General features: G+C 64.2%; 26 protein-coding genes. 21 read left to right on the forward strand and 5 right to left on the reverse strand.

The window, feature by feature from the left end; genetic code table 11:
* Positions 1–80: 80 nt before the first annotated feature.
* From J5N58_RS14180 to J5N58_RS14200, 5 genes are all read left to right on the forward strand, one after another.
* Positions 81–404 carry a helix-turn-helix domain-containing protein gene (locus J5N58_RS14180; RefSeq protein ID WP_244711305.1) on the forward strand — a complete coding sequence of 108 codons (324 nt, stop codon included), beginning with the start codon at positions 81–83 and terminating at the stop codon, positions 402–404.
* A gap of 213 nt (positions 405–617) precedes the next feature.
* Complete coding sequence (locus tag J5N58_RS14185) at positions 618–1,127, forward strand: RNA polymerase sigma factor (protein ID WP_244711307.1); 510 nt, start codon at positions 618–620, stop codon at positions 1,125–1,127.
* Positions 1,128–1,195: 68 nt separating this feature from the next.
* Positions 1,196–2,128: a FecR family protein gene (locus tag J5N58_RS14190; protein WP_244711309.1), complete on the forward strand. Its 933-nt coding sequence runs from the start codon at positions 1,196–1,198 to the stop codon at positions 2,126–2,128.
* Positions 2,129–2,227: 99 nt separating this feature from the next.
* A complete protein-coding gene (locus J5N58_RS14195; RefSeq protein WP_244711311.1) occupies positions 2,228–4,702 on the forward strand; it encodes a TonB-dependent siderophore receptor in 2,475 nt (824 codons plus the stop codon).
* A 403-nt stretch (positions 4,703–5,105) separates the two neighbouring features.
* Positions 5,106–6,890, forward strand: coding sequence for a chloride channel protein (locus tag J5N58_RS14200; protein WP_112827153.1), 1,785 nt, complete (start codon positions 5,106–5,108; stop codon positions 6,888–6,890).
* A gap of 65 nt (positions 6,891–6,955) precedes the next feature.
* On the opposite strand, the gene J5N58_RS14205 is transcribed toward J5N58_RS14200, so the two are convergent.
* On the reverse strand, positions 6,956–7,864 hold the full coding sequence (locus J5N58_RS14205) for a LysR family transcriptional regulator (RefSeq protein ID WP_112827119.1): 909 nt from the start codon (positions 7,862–7,864) through the stop codon (positions 6,956–6,958).
* Positions 7,865–8,050: 186 nt separating this feature from the next.
* Between J5N58_RS14205 and J5N58_RS14210 the strand changes: the two genes are divergently transcribed.
* The 12 genes from J5N58_RS14210 to arsC all read left to right on the forward strand — a co-directional run bounded on the left by J5N58_RS14210 (position 8,051) and on the right by arsC (position 17,553).
* Positions 8,051–9,175 (forward strand): BMP family ABC transporter substrate-binding protein, encoded by a 1,125-nt coding sequence (locus J5N58_RS14210; protein ID WP_113339893.1) that lies wholly within the window; start codon positions 8,051–8,053, stop codon positions 9,173–9,175.
* A gap of 77 nt (positions 9,176–9,252) precedes the next feature.
* The gene (locus J5N58_RS14215) at positions 9,253–10,362 is read left to right on the forward strand and encodes an ABC transporter permease (RefSeq protein WP_244711313.1); all 1,110 of its coding nucleotides are present in this window, start codon (positions 9,253–9,255) and stop codon (positions 10,360–10,362) included.
* Positions 10,363–11,283 carry an ABC transporter permease gene (locus tag J5N58_RS14220; RefSeq protein ID WP_112827116.1) on the forward strand — a complete coding sequence of 307 codons (921 nt, stop codon included), beginning with the start codon at positions 10,363–10,365 and terminating at the stop codon, positions 11,281–11,283.
* Between the two features lie 23 nt (positions 11,284–11,306).
* Positions 11,307–11,984, forward strand: a complete 678-nt coding sequence (gene biuH, locus J5N58_RS14225) for a biuret amidohydrolase (RefSeq protein ID WP_113339890.1) — start codon at positions 11,307–11,309, stop codon at positions 11,982–11,984.
* The gene (locus J5N58_RS14230) at positions 11,981–13,519 is read left to right on the forward strand and encodes an ABC transporter ATP-binding protein (protein WP_112827114.1); all 1,539 of its coding nucleotides are present in this window, start codon (positions 11,981–11,983) and stop codon (positions 13,517–13,519) included. The genes biuH and J5N58_RS14230 overlap by 4 nt, the downstream gene beginning before the upstream one ends.
* Positions 13,519–14,184: a cysteine hydrolase family protein gene (locus J5N58_RS14235; RefSeq protein ID WP_244711315.1), complete on the forward strand. Its 666-nt coding sequence runs from the start codon at positions 13,519–13,521 to the stop codon at positions 14,182–14,184. The genes J5N58_RS14230 and J5N58_RS14235 overlap by 1 nt, the downstream gene beginning before the upstream one ends.
* A complete protein-coding gene (locus J5N58_RS14240) occupies positions 14,177–14,521 on the forward strand; it encodes a cupin domain-containing protein (protein WP_113339887.1) in 345 nt (114 codons plus the stop codon). Before J5N58_RS14235 ends, J5N58_RS14240 begins: the two co-directional genes overlap by 8 nt.
* Before the next feature lie 211 nt (positions 14,522–14,732).
* Positions 14,733–15,086 (forward strand): ArsR/SmtB family transcription factor, encoded by a 354-nt coding sequence (locus J5N58_RS14245; RefSeq protein ID WP_244711317.1) that lies wholly within the window; start codon positions 14,733–14,735, stop codon positions 15,084–15,086.
* Positions 15,083–15,562, forward strand: a complete 480-nt coding sequence (arsN2, locus tag J5N58_RS14250) for an arsenic resistance N-acetyltransferase ArsN2 (protein WP_244711319.1) — start codon at positions 15,083–15,085, stop codon at positions 15,560–15,562. The genes J5N58_RS14245 and arsN2 overlap by 4 nt, the downstream gene beginning before the upstream one ends.
* Complete coding sequence (locus J5N58_RS14255) at positions 15,543–16,070, forward strand: arsenate reductase ArsC (protein ID WP_244711321.1); 528 nt, start codon at positions 15,543–15,545, stop codon at positions 16,068–16,070. The genes arsN2 and J5N58_RS14255 overlap by 20 nt, the downstream gene beginning before the upstream one ends.
* Positions 16,070–17,128, forward strand: coding sequence for an ACR3 family arsenite efflux transporter (arsB, locus tag J5N58_RS14260; protein ID WP_112827109.1), 1,059 nt, complete (start codon positions 16,070–16,072; stop codon positions 17,126–17,128). The genes J5N58_RS14255 and arsB overlap by 1 nt, the downstream gene beginning before the upstream one ends.
* 2 nt (positions 17,129–17,130) lie before the next feature.
* The gene (arsC, locus tag J5N58_RS14265) at positions 17,131–17,553 is read left to right on the forward strand and encodes an arsenate reductase (glutaredoxin) (RefSeq protein WP_112827108.1); all 423 of its coding nucleotides are present in this window, start codon (positions 17,131–17,133) and stop codon (positions 17,551–17,553) included.
* A gap of 14 nt (positions 17,554–17,567) precedes the next feature.
* Here arsC and arsK read toward each other — a convergent pair whose 3' ends face one another.
* Entirely contained in the window at positions 17,568–18,812 is a 1,245-nt protein-coding gene (gene arsK / locus J5N58_RS14270; RefSeq protein ID WP_244711324.1) for an arsenite efflux MFS transporter ArsK, read from the reverse strand.
* Positions 18,796–19,164, reverse strand: a complete 369-nt coding sequence (locus J5N58_RS14275; protein WP_112827106.1) for an ArsR/SmtB family transcription factor — start codon at positions 19,162–19,164, stop codon at positions 18,796–18,798. The genes arsK and J5N58_RS14275 overlap by 17 nt, the downstream gene beginning before the upstream one ends.
* Before the next feature lie 42 nt (positions 19,165–19,206).
* Here J5N58_RS14275 and J5N58_RS14280 point away from each other — a divergent pair, with 42 nt between their 5' ends.
* Positions 19,207–19,695, forward strand: coding sequence for a DUF6428 family protein (locus tag J5N58_RS14280; protein WP_112827105.1), 489 nt, complete (start codon positions 19,207–19,209; stop codon positions 19,693–19,695).
* Between the two features lie 115 nt (positions 19,696–19,810).
* Here the strand turns inward: J5N58_RS14280 and J5N58_RS14285 are convergent, their stop codons facing one another.
* Entirely contained in the window at positions 19,811–21,847 is a 2,037-nt protein-coding gene (locus tag J5N58_RS14285; protein WP_113438346.1) for an NADH:flavin oxidoreductase, read from the reverse strand.
* A 150-nt stretch (positions 21,848–21,997) separates the two neighbouring features.
* On the opposite strand from J5N58_RS14285, the gene J5N58_RS14290 reads away from it, so the two are divergent.
* The 3 genes from J5N58_RS14290 (at position 21,998) to J5N58_RS14300 (ending at position 24,130) form a co-directional block, all read left to right on the forward strand.
* Entirely contained in the window at positions 21,998–22,627 is a 630-nt protein-coding gene (locus tag J5N58_RS14290) for a TetR/AcrR family transcriptional regulator (RefSeq protein ID WP_113438345.1), read from the forward strand.
* A 132-nt stretch (positions 22,628–22,759) separates the two neighbouring features.
* Positions 22,760–23,776, forward strand: a complete 1,017-nt coding sequence (locus J5N58_RS14295) for an Ldh family oxidoreductase (protein ID WP_244711450.1) — start codon at positions 22,760–22,762, stop codon at positions 23,774–23,776.
* Between the two features lie 138 nt (positions 23,777–23,914).
* Positions 23,915–24,130, forward strand: coding sequence for a hypothetical protein (locus J5N58_RS14300; RefSeq protein ID WP_112827102.1), 216 nt, complete (start codon positions 23,915–23,917; stop codon positions 24,128–24,130).
* A 21-nt stretch (positions 24,131–24,151) separates the two neighbouring features.
* On the opposite strand, the gene J5N58_RS14305 is transcribed toward J5N58_RS14300, so the two are convergent.
* On the reverse strand, positions 24,152–25,567 hold the full coding sequence (locus tag J5N58_RS14305) for an NAD(P)-dependent oxidoreductase (RefSeq protein WP_112827101.1): 1,416 nt from the start codon (positions 25,565–25,567) through the stop codon (positions 24,152–24,154).
* Between the last annotated feature and the right edge of the window lie 14 nt (positions 25,568–25,581).

Genomic DNA, 25,581 nt, shown 5'->3' on the forward strand with positions numbered 1-25,581 from the left:
ATGCCGCGTTCCTTTGCTTGTTCCCTCTCCGCGATGCCGGGAACAGGGCGCCGCCTGGACCACTAGCAATGCGGAGAAAAATGTCATATATGATCTATATTGGTCATTATGGTCAGGATCGCATGGTGGGTCAAGCAGACCGGCAGAAGTTTTTGAGCCCTGCCCTCTGTCGCGCGGCGCGGGGTTTCCTGGACTGGACCCAGAGCGAACTGGCCAATCGTTCGGGGGTCTCCAGGGGCACGATCCGCGATTACGAAGGGGAGCGCCACAGCGTTCACCGCGCGACGGAAGCCCAGTTGCGCCTGGCATTCGAGAATGGCGGCATCGCCTTCGTATGCCTTGAGGGCGACACCGTGGGCATTTGCCCCAGGAGCAGCCCTGACAGCGAAAAGCCTGCGGAATGAGCCGGGACTTTGCCTCGGCCTCTTCCTTTTCGTGACGTCCCGCCGCTTACGCTTCGGCAGACCATGCAGGACCTCCGGAAAGCGTATCCCTTGCGGGATGGTGAGTGGGCCGGCGTTGCAAAGCGGCGATCCGTCGCATAAGATGATTTTTACAGTCATATTTATGGGCATTTCGTCTGCCCCCTGAACCGTGATGAGAATATGCCGAGCGGCATGAGCGAAAATCGTCATCCTCCCCTGCTTCATGCCTTTCTTTCGGTGAGGGAACGGATGATGGCCACGATCTACCGCCGCGTCGGCTGCCGCGCGACGACGGCCGACCTGACCCAGGACACCTTCCTCAAGCTTTGGGAGCGCCGCAGCCTCCTCACCGATGTCGCTGATCTCGCCGGCTATCTGGTGGCGACGGGGCGCAATCTCGCCGCCGACTACGAACGGCGACGCCGGATCGCGCCTTTCATCCTCGGCGTCGACGGGCTGGAACGCATCGCCGATCCGGCGCCTTCGGCGGAAGACGTCGTCATGGGCCGCGACGAGCTTCGCCGCCTGCAGAAGGCCATCGACGCGCTGCCGCCGAAATGCCGGGAGGTCTTCCTGCTATCCCGGCTGGACGGGCTGACCTATGCCGAGATCGGCATTCGCCTCAACATCTCGCCCAAGACGGTGTTCAGCCACATGGTCACGGCGCTGGAGCGCCTGAAAACGGAAATGATGCGGCCTTGACCCAGATTTTCGCCCGCCTGCGACGTCCTTGGAAGTGAAGGAGCGAGCATCGTCGTGACGAGTGCAGAATGAAAAAAACTCCCCGGAGATCCAGTACAGACGAAACGGACATATCGAGAGCCGCGGCGGAATGGTTCGCGCGGCTTCTCGACGAGCCGAACCCGGCAGCACACCAGCAGTTCCGCGCCTGGCTGCTGGAGGACGAGCGCCATGCGCGGGCCTATGCCGAATTCGAACGGCTCTGGAGCGGAGCGGGGCTTGTCGGGGAAAGCGGACGCGCATCGTCGCTATCCCGGCGAACCATGCTGAAGGGCGGCGGGCTCGTCATCGTCGCCGGCGGAGCCGGTTTCGCCGGACTGACGCTTCTTCGCTCCTTCGGCGACTATTCGACCGGTACCGGGGAGACGAAAACGGTGACGCTGCCCGATGGCACGCGGATCGAACTTTCCCCGCAAACGGCCTTCTCCATCGATTTCAGCGAAAAGGCTCGCCGCGTGCGGCTGATGCGGGGCGAGATCTTCGTGTCCGTGGTCGCCGATCCGTCGCGGCCCTTCGCGGTCGAGACCGACGATCTCAGGGCCACTGCGCTCGGCACGCAATATTCCGTCGCCATTGAGCCGGAGGGAACGTCGGTCTTCGTTACCCAGCATGCCGTCGAGGTGACAGCCGCCGGCCGGCGCGAGATCCTGAACGAGGGCCAGAGCCTCTCCTATCGAAAGGGCCGGCTTTCCGACCCGGTGGAGACGGACATCGAGACCCGCCTCGCCTGGCGCAGCGGCAAGCTCGTCTTCCTTTCCGCGCCGTTCGGCAAGGTGATCGCCGATATCGAACGCTGGCGCCGCGGCAAGATCGTCCTGATGGACCCGGAGCTGGCCGACCGTCCTGTGACGCTGATCGTTGACGTCAAACGTTCCGATCGCATCCTCGACACGCTGCAGCTCGGCCTGCCGGTCCGTATCGTCACCGTCTCGCCATGGCTCGCCCTCGTCTATACCCGCTAAAAAACCTGTAAAATAACTCAGGTTTTCAGAAAGCCCGTTCGTCATGTCTTTCGAGGCCGTAGCGACGGCCGGTTTCATGATGATCCAAGGGGGTTCGTGGTGCGTTCATTTCATCGGAAGATATCGAGACGGGGCAAGGGGTTCGCGGTGATGCGCGTGGTGCTGGCGGCAGGCGCCGCCTGGACGCTCGCGCAGGCCGCCGCACCGCCCGCGGCAGCGCAGGTTGCCGGGCAATCCTACGCCTTTTCCATAGCCGCCCAGCCGCTTCCCGATGCTCTGGTGCGCTTTTCCTCCACAACCGGCATAGATATCGTCTTCAACGGCGCCGTCCCGGCCCGTATCCGTTCGCCGGGCGTGACCGGCACGCTTTCCGCCGCTGCCGCACTGACGAGGCTTCTGAGCGGCAGCGGGCTTTCCTGGCGCTTCAGCGGCGAGAAGACCGTGACGCTGATCGGCCCCTCGCAGACCGGCGGCATTGGCGGCGACCGCTCCACGGAGCTTGCTCCGATCGTCGTGAGCGGCACGGCAAGCCAGGCGAACGGCATCGTCGCCAAGGGCAGCCGTATCGCCACCAAGACCGACACGCCGATCCTGGAAGTGCCGCAGACCGTCAATGTCGTGACCCGCAAGGAGATGGATGCGCGCGGGGTCGCCGATTTCAACGCCGCCGTCGCCTATACGCCGGGCCTGCGCGCGATCGACTATCCGGGCGGCCAGGGCATGCCGGACCTCTACATGCGCGGCTTCCGGGCGATCGGGCAGTACGCCAATTACCGCGACGGCATTCGCGGCGGGTTCAACGCCTATGACAACGACATCGAAATGTACGGCCTCGAACGGCTCGACGTGCTCAAGGGGCCATCCTCGGTGCTCTTCGGCCAGTCAACCCCGGGCGGCCTCATCAACGCCACCTCCAAGCGGCCGACCGAGGCTCCCTACCGCGAGGTGCAGGTGGAATACGGCAGCTTCGGGCGCAAGCAGGTCGCGGCCGATTTCGGCGGGCCCGTATCCGGGGACGATGCATTCCTCTACCGTTTCACCGCCCTTCTTCGCGACAGCGGCACGCAGATCGACCATTCGCCTGACGACGCGCTTTATATCGCCCCCGCCTTCACCTGGAAGCCGGATGAGGGAACATCCTTCACGCTTCTTGCCAGCCATCACCGGGTAGAAAAGGGCGGCGCCGAACAGAGCCTGCCGATGGACAACACCATCTTCGACAACGGGCCGCGCATCCCCTCCAGCCTTTATCTCGGCATTCCCGGCGTGACGGAGTGGAACACCGTCAACACTTCCGTCGGCTACGAATTGAAGCACGAATTCGACGGTGGCTGGACCTTCAACCAGAACCTTCGCTACAGCCATGCCGAGGTGGACTACACCTCGGGCTGGATCTGGGATTGGCCGACGGCGCTTTACGACGATCACTACGCCCGCATCGGCGCGCAGAAGCGCCCGAAGACCACGGACAGCTTCCTCGTCGACAACAATATCGGCGGCACCGTCGATCTCGGCCCGACCGAGCACAACCTGCTCTTCGGTCTCGACTACGGCTACTACAAGGGCCACGAGCGGCGAACGAATTCGACCAGCTACGTGACGGTCGACATCTTCGATCCGGTCTACGACGCCTCGGGACTGACCTTCGGCGATCCATGGGCGGATGAAACCCTCAGCCAGTCGCAGCTTGGCCTCTATGCCCAGGACCAGATCAAGATCGACAACTGGATCGTCTCGCTCGCCGGACGTTACGACTGGGTCGGGACGCGCGTGGAGAACCATCTGGCCGACAGCAGCGACGACGTCCGGGATCACGCCTTCACCGGCAGGATCGGCATCGGATATCTCTTCGACAACGGCATCGCCCCCTATGTCAGCTATTCCACGTCCTTCCAGCCGGAGACCGGCACGGATTTCCAGGGCCGGGCCTTCAAGCCGACGACGGGCGAGCAGTGGGAGGCGGGCGTCAAGTACCAGCCGCTCGACTGGAACGGCATGATTACCGCCTCGGTCTTCCAGATCACCCAGCAGAACGTCACCACCGCGGACCCGCTCAATCCCGGCTACCAGGTCCAGGAGGGCGAGGTTCGCTCGCGCGGCTTCGAAGTGGAGGCAAAAGCGGAGCTATCCGACGCCTGGGCCCTGACGGCCGCCTATTCCTACACCGACGCGCGGGTGACCGAGGACAATCCCGACAGCACCGGCATCAGCAAGGTCGGCACGCGCATGGCAGCGGTTCCATACCACCAGGCATCGCTCTGGCTCGATTACGCCTTCCAGCAGGAAGCCTTCGCGGGTCTCACCATCGGCGGCGGCCTTCGTTATGTCGGCAGTTCCATGGCGGTGATGGACACCTCCACCGGCTCGCAGGTCAAGGTGGCGGGATACACGCTGCTCGACGCCGCGCTCACATATGATTTCGGGGCGCGCACGCCGGATCTCGACGGATTGAAGCTCACCCTCTCCGGCACCAACCTGACGGACGAGAAGTATTTCACGCCCGGTTTCTATTCCGACACCGTGCTGTTTGGAAACCGCAGGGCAGTGAAGGCAAATCTCAGCTACACCTGGTAAGCACCATTCGCTCAGGACGAGGGCCGCCGGGGAAACCCGGCGGCCTTTGCCTTTCTGCGGGCGGCGAAACTTTCCTCAACGCGATCCGATGAGGCTCGTACGCGATCCTGCGACAATGATACGGAAATCCAGGGGGGCTCTTCGAAACAGGCCTTTCAACTCCGCATTCCCGCCGCCGCCGGAGCGCTTGAACGGGACAACGGTGCGCCATGCAGGCCGGCTCGATGACGCCCGGCTACGCCCCGCGTCAGGCCCGGATCGGCATCGGCGATAAAAAGTCTTGACCGGCGGTGGCGCGGGATTAAATGCCCTTACGAGAGTACGCTCCTGCCCGCGTCCTGAAATCGTCTGTTCAGCCGGAATTGAAATGACCCAGAGCAACCTCCGCTTTCCCGGCCCCATCATGCGTTTGCGCAGGTTGAGCCCCTCCGTGCTCTACCGGTTTCTCAGCCTGGAACTGATGCGCACGCTTCCGCGCCGCAGCGAGTTCGGCCTCGTGCTTGCGGGCGCGCTGGTCGGCGTGGCGGCAGGCCTTGCCGTCTCGGTCATGACGTTCATCACGAAGACCATGCATGCCCGGATCTTCCGGCTGGAGCCGGGCGAGCGGCTGAGCGGGGCGGCGGTCGATGAGAAAATCCTGCTGCTTGCCTCTCCTGTCGCCGGGGGAATCCTGCTCGGCATGCTTATCTTCGCGCTGGCGAGGTGGCGAAAACGGCCGCTGGTCGACCCCATCGAGGCCAATGCGCTCCACGGCGGCCGGCTGTCGCTGACGGACAGCCTGATCGTCGCCGGACAGAATATCATTTCCAACGGCTTCGGCGCATCCGTCGGGCTGGAAGCCGGCTATACCCAGGTGGCATCGGGCATCGCTTCGAAATTCGGCAGCAAGCTGAAGCTGCGCCGTTCCGACATGCGCATCCTCGTCGGCTGCGGCGCCGCCGGCGCCATTGCCGCCGCCTTCAACGCCCCGCTGACCGGCGCCTTCTATGCTTTCGAACTTATCATCGGGGCCTATACGATCGTCTCGCTGACACCGGTCGTGGTATCGGCGCTCAGCGCAAATCTGGTGGCCCGCCTGCTTGCCACCAGCGATGCCGGCATCGACGTTGGAAGCGTCGGCACCGTATTGCCGGCCGACTACGTCCCCGCGATGCTGCTCGGCGCCCTCTGCGGCGTCGTCGGCATCCTGCTCATGCAGAGCGTCGCCTTCGTCGAGGAAACCGCCCGCAAGAGCCCGATACCCGATTTCATGCGTCCGGCGCTCGGCGGCGTCATCGTCGGCCTGCTGGCCATCGTCAGCCCGCAGGTTCTGTCCGGCGGGCACGGCGCGCTGCATGTCAACCTGGAGACCGATGTCACGGTCATCGGTCTGCTCGGCCTGTTTCTGCTCAAGGCGGCGGCTTCGACGATCTCCATCGGCTCCGGCTTCCGCGGCGGTCTGTTCTTCGCGTCGCTGCTGATGGGGGCACTGCTCGGCAAGCTCTTCGCTTTCGGCGCACCTTATCTCGGGCATGCCACGCTGGCGCCTTCGAGTTACGCGGTCGTCGGCATGAGCTCGCTCGCCGTCGCGGTCATCGGCGGGCCGTTGACCATGACTTTTCTCGCCCTCGAAATCACCGGCGATTTTCCGATGACGGCGCTGGTGCTCGCCTCGGTCATCACGTCGTCCTTTATCGTCCGCACGCTGTTCGGCTATTCGTTCGCGACCTGGCGTTTCCATCTTCGCGGCGAGACGATCCGCAGCGCGCACGATGTCGGCTGGATCCGCAACCTGACGGTCGAAAAGCTGATGCGCGCCGATGTCAGGACCGTGCCAGCCGACATGCCCGTCCAGGAATTCAGGAAGCAGTTTCCCGTCGGGTCCACCCAGCGTGTCATCCTCGTCGAGGAAAACGGCAAATATGCCGGTATCGTCCTCGTGCCGGAGGTTCACGGCAATCTCGTCGAGGGACAGAATTCGGCGGCCCCGGTCAGAAGTTTCGCAGCCCACAAGAACGACGTCCTCCTGCCGACCATGAATGCCAGGCAGGCGGTGGGCTTTTTCGACCAGACGGAAAGCGAAGCGCTCGCCGTCGTCGAGGACCTCATCGGCCAGAAGGTGATCGGCCTGCTGACGGAAAGCCATACGCTGCGCCGCTACAGCGAGGAACTGGACCGCAACAGGCGGGAAGTCTCCGGGGAACTCTGAACGGGAAATTTTCTGCTTGCGGGCGGCAGCGGTGACGCGCCGCCGATCCGCCGGAAAAAGCCTCCTCAGGACAGTTCGAACTGTGCCGCGAGCGCGCTCGTCAACTGGGCCGCAAAGCGCGCGGCGGCGACCGGCAGCGTCCGCCCCTTCAACTGTCCGAGATAGAGAATGCCCGCCGGCACATCGCGGCTGTCGAGCGGCCGGGACGTCATGCTGCCGGTCGAGGTCTGGTCGGCAAAGCCGATCGGGATCTGGAAGGACAGGATGTTTTCGGCGACGGCGTGATTGCGCAGGAACTCGAAATTGTCCGACTGGATGACCGGCTCGATGCGGAGCGACGCCGTTCTGACCGCGATGTCGATCAGATGGCGCACACCGTAGGGCGTGGTCGGCAGGGAGATCGGAAAGGCCAGACAATCGGCCAGCCGCACGGTTTCGCGGTCGGCGAGCGGATGATCGGGCGCCATGACCACGTGAACCGGCTGGCGCACCCGCATCAACGTCATGAAGTCGGTAAGCCGGACCGGCTCGAAGACGATGGCAAGATCGGCGCTGTGGTCGACCAGCGCGCGCTCGGCCGCCTCGCGGTCGCGCAGATGAACGGCGAAGGTGACGTTCGGATGCTCCCTTCGGTAAAGCGCGATCTGTGTGGGCAGGAAATAGGGCAGAAGCGCCTGCGAACAGGCGATCGACACATGGCCGCGCCGCACGCCGGAAAGATCGGCGATCTGCGACTTCACCCGCTCCATGTCCGAAAGCTGGTTGCGGATGTGATGGATGTAGATCTCGCCCGCCGCCGACAGGCGGACGCCATGCGGCAGACGCTCGAAGATTGGCGCGCCAAGCTCCTCCTCCATCGAAAGTATCCGCCGGTTGAGCGCCGTGGACGTGATCGCCAGCGTTTCAGCCGCCGCCCGGATCGAACCTGCCTTCACCACCGCGTCGATATAGCGGATCGAAGAGAGATAGCGCATTTTTCGCCTCCTTCCGGCTGCTGCAATTTTTGCAGCGGACCGGCGAAAACATAGCACAAGACAGAAGCGCTTCCATCTGGATTACTGGTCCGCGGAATTCAGGCGCGACCGGCCAAGGGCGCCGCCGATGCGCCGATCGCCTTCATTCTTTCACCGGGAATTCACCAAGAGCGGGGAGCTTTTTCCATGTCGAACATCCTGATGCCCAGTCGTCGCCAGTTCCTCAGAAATACAGCCGGCTTTGCCGGCGCAGCGGCGCTCTCCGGCCTCGTGCCGGCCGGCGCGGCCCGTGCGGCGGGACTTACCGTCGGTTTCATCTACGTCGGTCCGAAGGACGACTACGGCTACAACCAGGCCCATGCCGAGGGCGCCGCCGTCGTCAAGCAGATCGAGGGCGTCACGGTCGTCGAGGAAGAGCAGGTGCCGGAAACGGTCGACGTCCAGAAGACCATGGAAAGCATGATCGGCTTCGACGGCGCAAAGCTCATCTTCCCGACATCCTTCGGCTATTTCGACCCGCATATTCTTGCGCTTGCGCCGAAAAACCCGGATGTGCGCTTCGAGCATTGCGGCGGCCTCTGGACCCCGGACAAGCCCAAGAACGTGGGCTCCTACTTCGGCTATATCGGTATGGGGCAATATCTGAACGGCATCGCCGCGGGCCATGCCACCAAATCGAAGAAGATCGGGTTCGTCGCCGCCAAGCCCATTCCGCAGGTCCTGCTGAACATCAACTCCTTCCTGCTCGGCGCACGCGCCGTCGATCCCTCGATCACCTGCCATGTGATCTTCACCGGCGAATGGTCTCTGGCCGTCAAGGAGGCGGAAGCCACCAATGCGCTCGCCGACCAGGGCGTCGATGTCATCACCTGCCATGTGGACGGACCGAAGGTGGTGATGGAGACGGGCGCCGGACGCGGTATGTTCCTCTGCGGCTATCACGCCAACCAGAGTTCGCTCGCACCGGAAAAATACCTGACCGGGGCCGAATGGAACTGGGGCAAGGTCTATACCGACATGGTCAAGACCACGCTTGCCGGCGGCGAGATCGCCAACTTCGTGCGCGGCGGCCTGGCGGAGGGCTTCGTCAAGATGAGCCCGCTCGGCCCCGCCGTCTCGGAAGAGGCCCGCAAGCAGTTCGAGGCGACGCAGGCCGAAATCCTCAAGGGCGGCTTCGCCGTCATCAAGGGACCTCTCAAGGACAACAAGGGCAATGTCGTCGCCGCCGCCGACCAGTCCTTCGCCGAAACCGATGTGGCGCTGGAAAGCATGGGCTACCTCGTCGAGGGCGTCGTCGGCTCCACCTCCTGACAGGTGCGCGACAGGATGGGGCGGCCGGTGCGCCGGCTTCGCTGCGCAAAGCTTCGAACGGACAGGGGAGACAGGCCATGAGCATTCAGGCTGATCTGGCGGCGGGCGCCGCCTGGCGGTCCGGTTTCCTTTCGGAAGCCGCGATCCGCCGAATCGACGCGGTGATCCTGCCGCTGGCGGCCCTCTTGGCGGGCATGATCGCCTTTGCGATCTTTCTCGTCTTCCTCGGCAAGTCGCCGGTCGAGTTCTATCTTCTCGTCTACAAGGCGGGATTCGGGACCGCCTTTTCCTGGACGAATACGCTTTCCCGCGCCGCGCCGCTGCTGCTGGCGGCCCTTTGCGTCGCATTGCCGGCGCGGCTCGGCCTCGTCATCATCGGCGGCGAAGGAGCGATCGTGCTCGGCGGCGTCGCCGCCGGCGCGGTCGCAACCCTCCTGCCCGGCCTGCCGGGCGCCGCGGGCATCGCTCTCATGGCGGCCGCCGGCGCGCTGATCGGCGCGGCCTGGATCGGCGGGATCGGTGCGCTCCGCCACTATCGCGGCGTCAACGAGACCATCGCCAGCCTGCTGCTCGCCTATATCGCCATCGCGCTGATGAACCATCTGGTAGAGGGCGTGCTGCGCGATCCGGCAAGCCTCAACAAACCGTCGACCGCGCCGCTTCCGGATCTCTGGCGCATCGGCGAGATCCCCGGCATCGGCGTCCACTGGGGACTTGCCGTCGGGCTCGTCGCATGTGTCGCAAGCTGGGTGTTGATCGAAAAGACCACCTTCGGCTTCGCGGCCCGCATCGTCGGCGGCAATGTCCGCGCCGCGCAAATCCAGGGCCTGCCCGCCGGGCTGCTGATGATCGGCTTCACCGCTCTCGGCGGCGCATTCGCCGGGCTCGCCGGCATGTTCGAAGTGGCGGCGGTTCACGGATCGGCGAATGCATCGCTTGCGGCGGGCTACGGCTATACCGGCATCCTGATCGCCTTCCTTGCCCGCCATAACGCGCTTGCGATCATTCCGGCGGCCGTTCTCTTTGCCGGCTTCGAGGCGTCGAGCGGGCTGGTGCAGCGCCGCCTCGCCCTGCCGGACGCCACCGTGCTCGTCTTCGAAGGCATGGTCTTCATCGCCATCCTCGTTTCGGAAACCTTCCAGGATCGTTTCAGCTGCAAGCGGCTCATCAGGGGGAGCAAGGGTTAAATGGAAGATATCGGTCTCTGGGGCGTGCCCCTTGCCATTCTCGGCGGCGCGATCCGCGTCTCCACCCCGTTCATCTTCGTCTCCATCGGCGAATGCCTGACGGAACGATCGGGCCGGATCAATCTCGGGCTGGAAGGCACCCTCGTTTTCGGCGCCATGAGCGGCTATGCGGTTGCCTATCACAGCAATTCGGCATGGCTCGGCACGCTGGCCGCCGCCCTCGCCGGTCTCGTCTTCGGCCTCGTCCACGGCTATGTCTGCAAGCTGCCGAAGGTGAACGACATCGCGATCGGCATCGCCCTGATGATCTTCGGCTCCGGCCTCGCCTTCTTCTTCGGCAAGCCCTATGTGCAGCCCGTCGCACCCGACCTGCCGGCGATACCGCTCGGTTTCTGGTCGCAGGTTCCCCAGGTCCAGGCGGCGCTGAACGTCAACGTCCTCTTTCTCGCGGGCATCGTCCTTGCTTTCGCCGCCTCCTGGATGCTGAAGAACACCCGCATCGGGCTGACCATCCGCGTGGCCGGCGACAGCGCGGACGCCGCCCGTGCGCTTGGCATCGACGTCAACCGGGTGCGGCTGTGGTCCACCGCGGCAGGCGGCGCCCTTGCCGGCATCGGCGGCGCCTATCTCTCCCTTTATTATCCCGGAAGCTGGAACGAGGGCATTTCCTCAGGCCAGGGCCTCATGGCGGTGGCGCTCGTCATCTTCGCCCGCTGGAACCCGGTGAACTGCCTCTACGCCTCGCTCCTGTTCGGCGGTGCCGGCGCGCTTGGGCCGGCGCTGCAATCCGTCGGCGTGACCAGCGGCTACTACCTCTTCTACGCCGCGCCCTATGTGCTGACGCTTGCCCTTCTCATCGCCACCAGTTCGACCACGCGGGCCATGCCGTCCGCCCCCGGCGAACTCTCCATCGTCAAGTAACAACGGATTGCCAGGAAAACGAGATGACCACCATTCAGGCAGACCCCTATCTCTGGCCCTATAACGGCGATCTGAGGCCGGAAAACACCGCCCTCATCATCATCGACATGCAGACGGACTTCTGCGGTGTCGGAGGCTATGTCGACAAGATGGGTTATGACATTGCGCTCACCCGCGCACCGATCGAACCGATCCGCAAGGTGCTCTCGGCCATGCGCGAAAAGGGCTACCACATCATCCACACCCGCGAGGGACACCGGCCCGATCTCTCCGACCTGCCGCCCAACAAGCGCTGGCGCTCGCGCCAGATCGGCGCGGGGATCGGCGACCCCGGCCCGTGCGGCCGCATCCTGGTGCGCGGCGAGCCGGGATGGGAAATCATCGACGAACTGAAGCCACTCGAAGGCGAACCGATCATCGACAAGCCCGGGAAGGGCTCCTTCTGCGCCACCGATCTCGAACTTCTGCTGAGAACGCGCGGCATCGACAATATCGTGCTGTCCGGCATCACCACCGATGTCTGCGTCCACACGACCATGCGCGAGGCAAACGATCGCGGCTTCGAATGCCTGCTGCTCGAAGACTGCTGCGCGGCAACCGATCCGGGCAATCACGCCGCGGCAATCAAGATGGTGAAGATGCAGGGCGGCGTGTTCGGCTCGGTGTCGGACAGCGGCAAGTTCGTGGAGGCCCTGCCATGAAGGTCCCCCCGGAGGAATACAAGGTCCCGGACCGGGCGATCGCGGTCGCAACGCTCGGCATGACCATGCGCTTCGGCTCCTTCACCGCGCTCGACAACGTCTCGATTACCGTTGCCGCCGGATCGTTTCACGTGCTGCTCGGCGAAAACGGGGCCGGCAAATCCACCCTCGTCAAATGCATGATGGGTTTTTATCGCCCCACGGCGGGGCAGATGATGGTGGAGGGTCGCGAAATCGAAGTGGCCGATCCCCGCGCCGCCCACGATCTCGGCCTTGGCATGGTCTACCAGCACTTCACGCTGGTGCCGTCGCTGACGGCCGCGGAAAACCTTGTCATCAGCCGCGCCGACGTGCCGGCCCGTATCGACTGGGCGAGGGAGCGCAAGGGGCTTGCCGATTTCATGGCGCGCATGCCCTTCTCCGTGCCGCTCGACATACCGGTCGGGCGGCTTGCCGCCGGCGAGAAACAGAAGCTCGAACTCCTCAAGCAGCTCTATCTCGGTCGCCGTTTCCTCATCCTGGACGAGCCGACCTCCGTGCTGACGCCGGCGGAGGCGGACGAACTGCTGGGCATGGTGCGGGGGCTCACCACATCGAAACAGCTCACCTGCCTGATGATCTCCCACAAGTTCCGCGAGGTTACCGCCTTCGCCGACGAGGTTTCCGTGCTCCGGCGCGGCGAACATGTCGGAGGCGGCAAGGTCTCGGAGCTTTCGACTGCCGACATGGCGGCGATGATGATCGGCGAGAAGGAACTGGTTCGCCCCGCCGCGCGCCTCGCCGTGAACGGCGGAACCGTGCTTTCGGTCTCAGGCGCGAGGGCCCCGGACCGCTCCGGCCTGAAGACCATCGAGATTGCCGATCTCAAGGTGAAATCCGGCGAGATCGTCGGCATTGCCGGCATATCCGGCAACGGCCAGATGGAGCTGATGGAAATGCTGGCGGGACAGAGACCGCTGAAAGAAGGGGAGATACGGGTGAAGGACATGCCGTTCCGCGCCACCCGCGGCGAGGCGCGCAGGTTCAACATCCGCTACCTGCCGGAAGAGCCCCTGCGCAATGCCTGCGCGCCGAAGATGACGGTGGCCGAAAACATCTTCTTCCGCGATTTCGATTTCGCCGAGGGCAGGCCGCGTTTCTGGCTGGAAGGCCGCCGGATGAAAGCCGAGGCCGCCGCACGCGTCAGCGAATACAAGGTGAAGACCGCCGGGCTTTCCGCCCCCATCGCCTCGCTCTCCGGCGGCAATGTGCAGCGCGCCGTGCTCTCCCGCGAACTGAACGGCGAGGTCGACCTGCTCATCATCGCCAATCCGTGCTTCGGGCTCGATTTTTCGGCGGTGGCCGAGATCCGCGCCCGCATCGTCAAGGCGCGCAACGAGGGCGCGGCGGTCCTGCTCATCAGCGAGGACCTCGACGAGATCCTCGAACTTTCAGACCGCATTCTGGTCATGTCGGAGGGCGGCATCGTCTATGAAACGCCGGCCTCTGCCGCCAATATCGGCGAAATCGGCAAGCACATGGCAGGACATCACTGATGGCGACGATCAAGGCCCGCCCCTTCGACTTCACCCTCGATCCCGCGCGAACGGCGCTGATCGTCATCGACATGCAGCGCGATTTCATCGAGCCCGGCGGTTTCGGCGAGACGCTCGGCAACGACGTATCGCGGCTGCAGGCGATCGTGCCGGCCACCGCCCGGCTGATCGGCAGCTTCCGCAGGGCGGGCCTGACAGTGATCCATACGCGCGAATGCCATGCGCCCGACCTCTCCGACTGCCCGCCGGCCAAGCGCGAACGGGGCAGTCCAACGCTCAGGATCGGCGATGCCGGCCCGATAGGCCGCATCCTGATCGCAGGCGAGGACGGCGCGGACATCGTGCCGCAACTCTATCCCATCCCGGGCGAAATCGTCATCGACAAGCCCGGCAAAGGCGCCTTTTATGCTACCGGGCTCGGCGAGATATTGCAGGAGAAGGACATCCGCCAGCTCGTATTCGCCGGGGTGACCACCGAGGTCTGCGTCCAGACCACCATGCGCGAGGCCAACGACCGGGGCTACGAATGCCTGCTGGCCGTCGATGCGACGGAGAGCTACTTCCCCGCCTTCAAGCAGGCGGCCATCGACATGATTACCGCCCAGGGCGCCATCGTCGGCTGGGCCGCAAGCGTCGACCAGATCGCGGAGGCACTCAATGACTGAGGCCTTCACGCTGACCGATCTCCTGCAAGGCGGCTGGCGTCATTGCGATTTCGAATTCTTCCGGGACGGCGTCGATATCTGCCGGCTCGTCACGGGCGAACCGGAGGTGGCGCTGCTGCGCTATGCGCCGGGCGCGAGCGTACCCCGGCATCTTCACGCGGGGCTCGAGACGATCCTCGTCCTCCACGGCTCGCAAAGCGACGAGTTCGGCCATTACGGGCCGGGCTCCTTCGTCGCCAATCCGCAGGGCAGCATCCATTCGGTGTCTTCCGAAGAGGGCTGCATCGTCCTGATCCAGTGGACGAAGCCCGTGCAAATTCTCGATAATGCGGAATGACGTCATGCAGAACCTGCCCTGCCTTTCACCCTCCCCGGTTTTGCAGCCGCCTATGCCGGCGGCATGACCCCCGCGGCCGTGATCCAGGAAGTCTATCGCCGCATCGAAGCCGCAGCCGGGTGACCTCTCGCCGGCTGCCACACCATCGCATCCGTCTTGCATGGCCATTTCCGTGGCTTGACAACCACAATATATCCATTAATCTGGATATATGGAAAATAACCTAGCGATAGCGGCGCTTGGCGCCCTGGCCCAAACCACCCGCCTCGAAACGTTCCGGCTGCTTGTGCGGCACGAGCCCGACGGCATTCCGGCCGGCGAGCTTGCCCGGCTGATCGCCGTGCCCCAGAACACGATGTCGGCCCATCTTGCGACGCTTGCGCGTGCGGGACTGGTCAAGAGCGAGCGGCAGAGCCGATCGATCATCTACAGGGCCGATCTCGATGGGCTGCGGGAACTGACGCTCTTCCTCCTCAAGGATTGCTGCGGCGGCTCGACCGAGCTTTGCGCTCCGCTCATCGCGGAGCTCACGCCCTGCTGCAGCCCGGAGACGACACCGTCATGAGCGCCGTTCGCCTGGAACAGATCACGGGCAGCGATGCCCGCCTCAGGCAGGCCCTGACGGCTGCGGATCTGCCGACCGATGACATTGAAGACGACGGACGGGCGTTCTTCAGGGCCGTGGTCGGGGAGGACGACCAAATCGCCGGCTTTTCCGGCCTCGAACGCTGCGGCTCCGACTATCTTCTCCGATCGGTCGTGGTGCCTGCGGATCGCAGGCGCGGCGGTCTCGGACGCGCCCTTGTGAAAGCGACCCTTGCAAACATCGAGGACGACGGCGACGTCTTTCTCGCAACGACACACGCGGCGCCGTTTTTCGCCGGGCTCGGCTTTGTGGAAGTTCAACGGCAAAGCGTGCCGGGCGCCGTGCTGGCGACCCGCCAGCTTTCTTCCATCTGCCCATCCTCGGCGACCATCATGAAACTCGCCAGACAATCCCATACAGCCACGGATCACGACCATGACCGACAAGACCTATAACGTGCTCTTCCTGTGCACGGGCAATTCCGCCCGCTCGATTCTCGCCGAGTCCATCCTGAAAAGGGAAGGCGGCGGGCGTTTCAATGCATATTCGGCCGGCAGCCATCCGAAGGGCGAAGTCAATCCGCACGCCCTCAGGGAGCTCGAGGCGCTGGGCTATCCCTCGACCGGCTTCTCCTCGAAGAGCTGGGATGTGTTCGCCCAACCCGGCGCCCCGGAGATGGATTTCATCTTCACCGTCTGCGACAGCGCCGCCGGAGAGGCCTGCCCGGTGTGGATCGGCCATCCGATGACCGCGCACTGGGGCGTCGAGGACCCTGCCGCCGCCGTCGGGTCCGAAGTCGAGATCCAGCGTGCCTTCGCACAGGCGGCACGCTTCCTCAAGAACCGGATCACCGCCTTCATCAGCCTGCCGCTCTCCTCCATCGACCGGCTGGCGCTCGAGACACGGCTGCGGCAGATCGGCACGATGGAAGGTTCGACCACCCCCGCCGGAAAGTCCGCCTAATGTCCAGGTTCGAACGTTATCTCACCCTCTGGGTCTTCCTCTGCATCATCGTCGGCGTTGCTCTCGGACATCTCATGCCGGGGGTCTTCCGGTATATCGGCGCGGCCGAGATCGCCAAGGTGAACATTCCGGTCGCCATCCTGATCTGGCTGATGATTATTCCGATGCTGCTGAAGATCGATTTCCGGTCGCTCGCCAAGGTTTCCACATTCTGGCGCGGCATCGGCGTGACCCTGTTCATCAACTGGGCCGTCAAGCCGTTTTCCATGGCGGTGCTGGGCTGGCTCTTCGTCGGATGGCTGTTCCGCCCCTACCTTCCCGCGGACCAGATCGACTCCTACATCGCCGGGCTTATCATCCTTGCAGCGGCCCCCTGCACGGCCATGGTGTTCGTCTGGAGCAATCTGACGCGCGGCGAGCCGCTGTTCACGCTGTCCCAGGTCGCGCTGAACGATACGATCATGGTCGTCGCCTTCGCCCCTATCGTCGGCCTTCTGCTCGGTCTCTCCGCAATCACCGTTCCCTGGGACACGCTTGTCCTCTCGGTCGCCCTCTACATCGTCGTGCCGGTCATCATCGCACAGATCGTCAGGCGCCGGCTCACGGCCGACGGAACGACACGGGCGCTGGACCGCATGCTTGCAACGCTGCAGCCGATCTCGCTGGTGGCTCTGCTTGCGACGCTGGTTCTTCTCTTCGCCTTCCAGGGAGAAGAGATCATCGCCCAACCGGCCGTCATCGCCCTCCTGGCCGTTCCGATCCTGATCCAGGTTTACCTGAACTCGGGGCTCGCCTATTTCCTGAACCGGCTCGCCGGCGAACGGCATTGCGTGGCCGGCCCCTCGGCCCTCATCGGAGCCAGCAACTTCTTCGAACTCGCGGTCGCAGCCGCCATCAGCCTGTTCGGCTTTCAGTCCGGGGCTGCGCTGGCGACCGTGGTGGGCGTGCTCATCGAGGTCCCGGTGATGCTTTCGGTCGTCTGGATCGTGAACCGCTCGAAGGACTGGTATGAGGCAGCGCCCGCCGTTTCCCGCTCCACCGTCACCGAAAGGCAATAAGCATGGATGCCACGATCTACCATAACCCGGCCTGCGGAACCTCCCGCAACACGCTTGCGCTGATCCGTGCAGCGGGGATCGAACCGACCGTCATCGAATATCTGAAGGAACCGCCGACGCGCGAGCGGCTCGTTAAGATGATCGCGGATGCCGGACTGACGGTTCGCCAGGCCATCAGGGAAAAGGGCACACCCTATGCCGAACTCGGTCTCGACAATCCCGACCTGACCGACGACCAGTTGCTCGATGCGATGATCGGCACGCCGATCCTCATCAACCGGCCCTTCGTGGTGACCCCGCTCGGCACCCGGCTTGCCCGCCCCTCGGAGGTGGTGCTCGATATCCTGCCCGATACGTTCAAAGGCCCGTTCTCCAAGGAAGACGGCGAGCAGGTTCTCGATCGGGAAGGAAAACGCATCGCCTGAGCAACGCCTGCATTTCAAGACTTGAGGTCTCCTCCGGCAGGCATGTCGGAGTGGGCGGCGGGGCTCTGTCTCGCCGCCAGGGCGACAACGGCATAGGCGGCGATGCCGATGGAGCCGAGAGCGGCGCTCATCATGAGCGAGACGCCTGTGCCGTACCGCTCCATCACCACGGCGAAGGCAAAGGGAGCGGCCGCGCCTGAAACCAGCCGCGCCGCCGCCATCTTGCCGGTCAGGGCGCCGTACCCGTCCGAGCCGAACAGATAGAGCGGCAAGCTGCCCTGGGCGATGCTGTTGATGCCCGATCCGAGGCCGAGGCATATGGAAAAGGCGACCGCACCCGGCAGCCAGTCGCCGGAGAGCGCCAGAACGACGACACCGATCACCATGAGCAGCGCCGACAGGAGGGCGAGCCCCGGCGGGGCGAGCCTCGTGCCGAAAATCATGTTGACCAATCGGCTCAGCACCTGTGCCGGGCCGAACAGCGCACCGATGAAGACAGCGGCGCTTCCAAGCCCCAGCGCAGAGAGCATCGGCACCATATGGGCGAGCATCGCTCCCAGGGTGAAGCCCAGAAGCGCGAAGGCGGCAGAAACGACAAACACGGCGCCGCGTCGGCGTTCACGGGGAATTGTGCCGGTCAAATGCTCGCGGACAAATCCCGATCCGTTGGCCGCCGCAGCCTTTCCCTTTCTCACGATCCAGATATGCAGCGGCATGCACACGACAAGGTTCAGCGCGGCATAAAGCAGATAGATCTCGCGCCAGGAAAGATGCCCCATCAGCGCGGTCGAGATCGGCCAGAAGATCGTCGAGGCAAAACCGGCGACAAGCGTGAGATAGGTGATGCTTCGCGATGCGGACCGGGGATCGGCTTCCACCAGAGCCGCGAAGGCGGCCTGGTACTGGACCATTCCGGAAGCCATTTCCAAAAGGACGATTGCGCAGGCAAAGGTCGCGACGGACGACGACCAGGCGCACAGGATGAGGGTCAGCGCGGACAGGGCCGAACCGAGCGCCATCACGGTTGCGGCCCCGATGCGATCCATCTGCCGGCCGATATAGGGGGCTGACAGCCCCCCGGCGAACAGCGACACCGAGAAGATGGCGAAGACCTGCGCGAGCGTGAGATCGAGATCGCCGGCCATTTCCGGCGCCAGGATACTGAAGCTGTAATAGAGGCTGCCATAGCCGATGATCTGGGTGAGGCCGAGGGCGGATACGATGCCGACCGGAACTTTTGCTTCAGGCAAGGACGTCATCCCCGCCGGAAACGTCTTCCTCCGCGCAGCAGCCATCGGATCGCTTCATTCCCTCGCGGATACTGGGATGCCCCGAGCAGCAATCCTCCATCAGGAAGGTCAGGAGAGCTGCAAGGGTCTCATAACTGGCGCTGTAGACGATAGAGCGCGATTCCCGTCTCTGCGAGATAAGGCCGGACCGCTCCAGCTCCTTCAGATGGAAGGAAACATTGGAGGCCGAAACGCCCATGCGCTCCGCAATCACGCCCGCAGCAAGCCCATCCGGTCCGGCCACGACCAAAAGGCGGACGATGGCGAGGCGCGTCTCCTGGGAAAGGGCCGCGAACGATATTAGAGCTTGACGTTCGTCCATATTCAAATAATCCTTGAAATATTGAATAGAGGAGTAGCGCACATGACGACGATCGACAAGCCCCCTTTGACAGACATAACGCTCGGCCATCTTCTCGATGCGCTCGCCGACGTACCCGAGGCATCCCTGATATTTCTCTACGAGGGTCGGCCGGTAAAGCCCGGTTATCACGTCACCGAGGTCAAGGCAGGCGATTTCTCCGCCCTCGACTGCGGCGCCAATCCGGAAAGCTGGTCGGAAATATTCATCCAGCTCTGGGATATCGAGGAGGATGGCCGCTCCCATATGCCGGCGGGCAAGTTTTCCGCCATTATTCGCAAGGTTTCCGATCATGTTCGTCTGCAGCCATCGGCAAGGCTGACCTTCGAGGTCAGCGATGGAATGCGGCCCATGGCGCTTTACAGCGCCTCGCCGCCGCAAATGAACGAAGGCCGGTTCGAGGTCACGCTTTCCGCCCGCCCATCCAGTTGCAAGCCGCGCGACCGCTGGCTGGCGGAACAGAAGGCGGAGCCGGCCTGCTGCGGCAGGTGACAGGCCTTCGCCGGAAGCGCCCCGGACCGGCAGCCGGTCGGGACGCCTCCTTCCTCTCGCGGCGAAGGAGGACGATACCGAGGATGCTCCGTGCGGCGCATGCCCCGCGCCGTCGTCAGATATCCTTGGCGAGGCGCAGCGCATCATAGATGGCGGCGTGGGTGTTGCGCGCTGCGACCGCATCGCCGATGCGGAAGAGCTGGTAGGCTCCGTCCGGATTGCGTTCGACCGTCTGTGGCGCCCCGGACAGCAATTCGTCATACGAGACTTCGCCAAGGTTCCTCGAACCGGGTTTCAGCTCGAAATAAAGGTCATCCAGCGGAATAGTGCCGTGGTTGACGACGATCTGGTCGACCGTGCGCTGCTTCGCGACCCCGCCGTAATCGCTGCCGACATGGGCGATGAGCTGGTTGCCGCTCTTTTCCGCGGCCTCCAGCCGGTAGGTGACGGTGAACGTCGCATCGAGCTTCTGCAGGGAGCGCATGTAGGGGACGAGGTTCATGGCCATCACCTCCGGTGCGAAGGACCGGTCCGGGGTCATGATTTCCACCTTGCCGCCCGCTCTGGCGATGATCTCGGCGGCCTGCAGGCCGGCATGATCGCCGGCGTCGTCATAAACGAGCACGTTAGCACCCGGCTTCACGTCACCGGAAATGATGTCCCAGGAGGAGACGACCAGCTCATTGCCATGGGTCAGCACATCGGTATGCGGCAGGCCGCCGGTCGCGACAATCACGACATCGGGATTTTCCGCCGCAACCATGCCGGCTTCCGCCCATGTGTTGAAATGAAAGGTGACGCCGAGCTTCTCGCACTGGCTCATGCGCCAGTCGATGATGCCGATCATTTCCCGCCGGCGCTCGCTCTGGGCGGTGAGCCGGATCTGTCCGCCGGGATCGTTCGCCGCCTCGAAGACCACGACCTCGTGGCCGCGCTCGGCCGAAACGCGCGCCGCCTCGAGGCCGGCCGGGCCGGCGCCGACGATCACCACCTTCTTGCGCACCGCCGCCTTCGGGATATCGTGCGGCATCGTCTCCTCGCGGCCCGTCGCCGCATTGTGGATGCAGAAGGCAAGGCCGCCCTGGTAGATGCGGTCGAGACAGTAATTCGCGCCGACGCAGGGACGGATGTCCTCCTCGCGCCTTTCGAGGATCTTGCGCACGATATGCGGGTCGGTCATGTGGGCGCGGGTCATGCCGATCATGTCGACCTTGCCGGCGGCAATCGCATGGCGCGCGGTGGCGACGTCCTGAATTTTCGCCGCATGGAAGGTCGGGAAATGCGTCGCCGCGCGGATTTCGCCGGCAAAATCGAGATGGGGGGCGCTTGCCATGCCCTGGATCGGGATAACGTCGGTCAGGCCCGGGTCGGTATCGATATGGCCGCGAATGATGTTCAGGTAGTCGATCAGGCCGCTTTCCTTGAGGCGGCGGGAGATTTCAAGGCCTTCGGCCTTTCCGGTCCCGCCGGGAAGACATTCGTCCGCCGTATAGCGCAAGCCTAAGATGAAGTCGTCGCCGACCCGCTTGCGGATCGCCTTCAGGACGTCGAAACAGAAGCGCATGCGGTTGTCGAGCGAGCCGCCATAGGGACCGTCGAGTTCGTTGGTGAGCGGCGAGACGAACTGATCGATGAGATGGCCGTAGGCTTCCAGCTCGATGCCGTCCATGCCGCCCGCCTTCATGCGTTCGGCCGCATCGGCGAAATCCTTGATGATGCGCTCGATATCCCAGTCCTCGAGCTTCTTGGGAAATGCCCGGTGGGCCGCCTCGCGATGATGGGAGGGGGCAAGCACGGGCAGCCAGTCTCCCTTGTCCCAGCGGGTACGGCGGCCGAGATGGGTGAGCTGGATCATGATCGCGGCTCCCGCTTCATGCACCGCATCGGTCATTTCCCGAACCCAGGGAACGATCTCGTCCTTGTAGGCAAGCAGATTGTTGAAGACCGGGGGACTGTCCTTCGAGACGGCGGCGGAACCGGCGGTCATGGTCAAGGCCACCCCGCCCCTCGCCCGCTCCACCGTATAGACCCGGTAGCGGCCCTTCGGCATGCCGTCTTCGGGATAGGCGGGTTCGTGCGAGGTGACGATGATGCGGTTGCGCAGGGTCAGGTGCTTCAGCTGATAGGGCTGAAGCAGGGGATCGTTCGACATGCGACGGGCTCCGTCTTTTGGGGGGCTTTGTTTCCGACGGTAAGCGGGAATGTACATAGGTGTCAACAATCAAAAACACCGTCGTCTGGCAAATCGACGTATGTGTACATTTTGCTTGTGACAGCGAGCGGGATTTGTTAGGAGACGGTCATGGAACAGGCGACGGCTGACAGCGGATGGCGAGGCTCGCACGAAGGATGGCTTGAGGCCGCCTACGAAACCCTGCTCGAATCCGGCGTGGATTCGGTAAAGATCCTGCCGCTGGCCAAGCGGCTCAATCTTTCGCGAACCAGCTTCTACTGGTTCTTCAAGGATCGGGAGGAGCTTCTGGGCGCGCTCGTTTCGCGCTGGAGGGAGAAGAATACCGGCAATCTGGTCAGACAAACCGAGGCCTATGCCGAATCCATCGCGGAGGCGATGCTGAACGTCTTCGATTGCTGGCTGAACAAGGATCTCTTCGATTCCCAGTTCGAGTTCGCGGTCCGCAGCTGGGCCCTGCAATCGCCGGAAATCCTTACGGAAGTGCAGCGGGCCGACCAGACGAGAATGGAGGCGCTGTGCCGCATGTTCTCCCGGTTCGGCTACGCCGAGGGGCCGGCGGACGTTCGCGCACGCACGACCTATCTGGTCCAGATCGGATATATCTCGATGCAATCCAGCGAGGATCTTGCGCTGCGCATGAAGCGCATCCCGGAATACATCGCAATCTATACCGGCCAGATCCCGCAGCAGCGGGAACTCGACCGCTTTTTCGCGCGGCATGGATACAGAACGGAGTGAAGGCAAGGTGGGAACAGGCAAAGGCTTGAGGATCGGCCTGATCGGCGCAGCCATCGCGAACGCGGTGTTGAACGCCGGGATCGTCGAGCCTCGGGGCCTCTCGCCATGCTGTCGCAGAATGCAGGGCGCATGATGTCCGACGAAATCGAACTCGATCAGGCGGAAGCGGAAGCGCTCGCGATGCGCGCCTGCCTGAACGCCGGCGCAAATCCCGACAGCGCGCGGTCGCTCGTCGCCGCCACGCTTTCGGCGGCGCGCTTCGGTCCGGCGACGCTCGGTTTTCCGCATATGCTGGATTACCTGAACGGCTTTCGCGAGGGACGCATCAACGGCGATCCCGCCCCCGGCCTCACGCGCCCCTTCCCCGCATTTCTCGCCTCCGATGCCGATGGCGGCATAGCGCAGCTCGGCTTCGACCTCGCATTCGGCGATTTCGTCGCTACGGCGCGCGACCTGGGGATTGCCATCCTTACCCAGACGAACAGCTACACCACTGGAGAGCTCGGATATTACGTGCGCCGGCTTGCGGCCGAAGGCCTGGTCGGCCTCGCGGCGACAAACGCCAACGCCATGGTCGTAATCAGGCCCGGAGGCCCGGCCGTCTACAGCACCAACCCTCTGGCCTTCGGCTTTCCGCTCGGCGATGGGGTGCCGCCGCTGGTCATCGACCAGTCTTCAAGCGCGACGGCCTTCGTCAACATCGTCGCAGCGGCGGCCGAGGGACGGCCCATTCCGGAGGGCTGGGCGGTGGATGCCGGCGGCCGGCAGACCCGCAACGCGGAAGAGGCGCTTGAAGGCGCGCTGCTGCCCTTCGGCGGCCGCAAGGGCGCCAATGTGGCGCTTCTCGTGGAGATGCTTTCCGCCGGCCTGACGGGTGGGCCCTGGTCGCTTGACGTGCCGGACTTCCGATCCGGCAACGCCTCCCCGGCCGTGGGACTGACGGTGATCGCGATCATGCCGGGAACAGCCGGCGAAGGACGGATCGCGCGAGCACGCGACCATGCCCATCGCCTGCAGGAGTACGGCGTATATATTCCGGGCGTGGAGAGGACCGATGTCGCGCAGGCATTTTCGAAGTTCCTGAAGATGCCGCGCGGTGTTTACGATGCGGTTTTCGCCTTCGCATCCGGAGGCGGGACAGCGACCTGAACCGAAAGCGCCCGAAGACAACCTTGTATGTCTTTCATCAAAGCGCTCGCTTCCGCCCCGGCTTGGGCCTATACGCAGGTGCGTCCGGCCCCGTCCGGCGCAGGAAGACAGACCCGCCCAAGGCATTCGGAGGACCCAATGGACACGATCAGAATCGAAAATCGCGGCGATTTCGGCCTCTGGGCGATCGAGGTTTCAAAGCTGATCGTCAGCGAGCAGGGTTTTGCGCTCGCCAAGGCTGCCCGCGACGGATCGGAAGACGATGTCCGCGCGGCGGGCAATGCCCTCGGTCAGGCCATTACCGACGCCCTCATGGAGGTTTATGACGGCCTTCTGGGCGAAGCGGGCGAATAGCAGAAAGCGGCCATCCGCCGCTCAAGCCCTCGCCGGCGGGCCCTGAAGGCCGTTGGTGCGGATGAGGCTCGCGAGCCGGTTCGTGTTCAGAAGCATGGCTTCGAGTGAGGCGGTTGCGGCTTCGCCGAGGCGGCCTTCGGCGCGGGCCGCGCCGAGCGAAGCGGCGAGTTCGGCGATGTTGCGGGCGGCGGCTTCGAGGGATTTCAGCATGGTTTCGTTGGCAGCAAAGCGGGCAAGACCGCCTGCCGAAAGACCGCCGATGCCGGTCGGAACCTGCGGGCCGCCGTCGGTATAACCCTCGGGCAGCGTGCCCTTGAGGTTGATGACACGCTTTTCGACGATGGCCGAAAAGATCTGGTCGACCGCCTGCTTCGCGCCTGCGACGCGAGAGGGATGATCGGTATCGGCTGCGGCATGCGGCAGAAGCTCCAGCCGGTCGCGATAGGTTTCGACGAGCGCCAGATAAGGCAGCATCGGCCCGGAAAGCGCGCCGGTCTCAAGATTGCGGAAAAGGTCGGCGTCGATCGCCGCATGGCGCACCTTGCCCGCAGCGAGCGCGCGTGCAAGCGCCGGAACATCGACCAGCTCGCCGCGGTCGTAGTTGATGAGGATCGCGCCATCGTTCAGCGCCGACAGCACGGCGTCGCCGATCAGGCCGGAATTGCTCCATGTGCCGGTTTCCGCAACGGGCTGGCCGAGGCCGACATGGACGCTCAGCGCATCCGCACCGGCCGCCGCCCGAACCGGATCTTCCGCATAGATGAAACCTTCGGCCTCGATCCATTCCCGGTGGCGGGCGCGGGCATGCACCACGACATCCATGCCGAAGGCCTGGCCAAGCCTTGCAACCTCGCGGCCGATATTGCCGTAGCCGATCACCGCGAGACACTTGCCTTCCAGCTTTTGGGTCGGATAGTCGCGAAGCTCGCGACCGGTATCGAATTGGCCTGCGGCGACGCGCGCGTGGAGTTCGTCCACCGGCAGGTCGGGCACGACCTTCAACAGTGCCTTCAGCACCATCTGCGCGGTGGCGCGACTGTTGGTGCCCGGCGTGTTCATCAGCGGCGCCGTTCCGCCCGCGCCGCTGCCGCCGCCCCAGGAGGCGGAACCCATATTGCCGGTGCCGGCACCGATCCGCACGCCTCCGAGCGGAAACACGGTTTCCGCCGGAAGGAAGGTGGCGGCGGCGATCACGGCGTCATACTGGCCGTTTCCGGCAACGGCGAGAAGCTCCTCGCGGGTGCTGAGATCGGGCAGGTAATGGAAATGCAGGCGTCCGTCGGAGACGGTGGCGGGAGCGCTCATGCTGCCTTCATGGAAGACACCGCCCTTTTCCGCCACGTAGCGCGCGATCTCGCTGTGGTCGGGACGGCCGTCGGAGAGCAGCTTGAGGCCCACCAGGTCGCAGATGAGGATATTGGCGCCGCTGCTGGTCATGAGGTCTCCTCCGG

The organism is Paenirhizobium cremeum (assembly GCF_022884085.1).
GTDB lineage: Bacteria > Pseudomonadota > Alphaproteobacteria > Rhizobiales > Rhizobiaceae > Allorhizobium > Allorhizobium cremeum.

Bases quoted from the DNA above. Each gene is read 5' to 3' on its own strand.
- J5N58_RS14180 (WP_244711305.1), top strand. From the start codon at position 81: ATGTCATATATGATCTATATTGGTCATTATGGTCAGGATCGCATGGTG.
- J5N58_RS14185 (WP_244711307.1), top strand. From the start codon at position 618: ATGAGCGAAAATCGTCATCCTCCCCTGCTTCATGCCTTTCTTTCGGTG.
- J5N58_RS14190 (WP_244711309.1), top strand. From the start codon at position 1,196: ATGAAAAAAACTCCCCGGAGATCCAGTACAGACGAAACGGACATATCG.
- J5N58_RS14200 (WP_112827153.1), top strand. From the start codon at position 5,106: ATGCGTTTGCGCAGGTTGAGCCCCTCCGTGCTCTACCGGTTTCTCAGC.
- J5N58_RS14205 (WP_112827119.1), bottom strand. From the start codon at position 7,864: ATGCGCTATCTCTCTTCGATCCGCTATATCGACGCGGTGGTGAAGGCA.
- J5N58_RS14210 (WP_113339893.1), top strand. From the start codon at position 8,051: ATGTCGAACATCCTGATGCCCAGTCGTCGCCAGTTCCTCAGAAATACA.
- J5N58_RS14215 (WP_244711313.1), top strand. From the start codon at position 9,253: ATGAGCATTCAGGCTGATCTGGCGGCGGGCGCCGCCTGGCGGTCCGGT.
- J5N58_RS14220 (WP_112827116.1), top strand. From the start codon at position 10,363: ATGGAAGATATCGGTCTCTGGGGCGTGCCCCTTGCCATTCTCGGCGGC.
- biuH (WP_113339890.1), top strand. From the start codon at position 11,307: ATGACCACCATTCAGGCAGACCCCTATCTCTGGCCCTATAACGGCGAT.
- J5N58_RS14230 (WP_112827114.1), top strand. From the start codon at position 11,981: ATGAAGGTCCCCCCGGAGGAATACAAGGTCCCGGACCGGGCGATCGCG.
- J5N58_RS14235 (WP_244711315.1), top strand. From the start codon at position 13,519: ATGGCGACGATCAAGGCCCGCCCCTTCGACTTCACCCTCGATCCCGCG.
- J5N58_RS14240 (WP_113339887.1), top strand. From the start codon at position 14,177: ATGACTGAGGCCTTCACGCTGACCGATCTCCTGCAAGGCGGCTGGCGT.
- J5N58_RS14245 (WP_244711317.1), top strand. From the start codon at position 14,733: ATGGAAAATAACCTAGCGATAGCGGCGCTTGGCGCCCTGGCCCAAACC.
- arsN2 (WP_244711319.1), top strand. From the start codon at position 15,083: ATGAGCGCCGTTCGCCTGGAACAGATCACGGGCAGCGATGCCCGCCTC.
- J5N58_RS14255 (WP_244711321.1), top strand. From the start codon at position 15,543: ATGACCGACAAGACCTATAACGTGCTCTTCCTGTGCACGGGCAATTCC.
- arsB (WP_112827109.1), top strand. From the start codon at position 16,070: ATGTCCAGGTTCGAACGTTATCTCACCCTCTGGGTCTTCCTCTGCATC.
- arsC (WP_112827108.1), top strand. From the start codon at position 17,131: ATGGATGCCACGATCTACCATAACCCGGCCTGCGGAACCTCCCGCAAC.
- arsK (WP_244711324.1), bottom strand. From the start codon at position 18,812: ATGACGTCCTTGCCTGAAGCAAAAGTTCCGGTCGGCATCGTATCCGCC.
- J5N58_RS14275 (WP_112827106.1), bottom strand. From the start codon at position 19,164: ATGGACGAACGTCAAGCTCTAATATCGTTCGCGGCCCTTTCCCAGGAG.
- J5N58_RS14280 (WP_112827105.1), top strand. From the start codon at position 19,207: ATGACGACGATCGACAAGCCCCCTTTGACAGACATAACGCTCGGCCAT.
- J5N58_RS14285 (WP_113438346.1), bottom strand. From the start codon at position 21,847: ATGTCGAACGATCCCCTGCTTCAGCCCTATCAGCTGAAGCACCTGACC.
- J5N58_RS14290 (WP_113438345.1), top strand. From the start codon at position 21,998: ATGGAACAGGCGACGGCTGACAGCGGATGGCGAGGCTCGCACGAAGGA.
- J5N58_RS14295 (WP_244711450.1), top strand. From the start codon at position 22,760: ATGTCCGACGAAATCGAACTCGATCAGGCGGAAGCGGAAGCGCTCGCG.
- J5N58_RS14300 (WP_112827102.1), top strand. From the start codon at position 23,915: ATGGACACGATCAGAATCGAAAATCGCGGCGATTTCGGCCTCTGGGCG.
- J5N58_RS14305 (WP_112827101.1), bottom strand. From the start codon at position 25,567: ATGACCAGCAGCGGCGCCAATATCCTCATCTGCGACCTGGTGGGCCTC.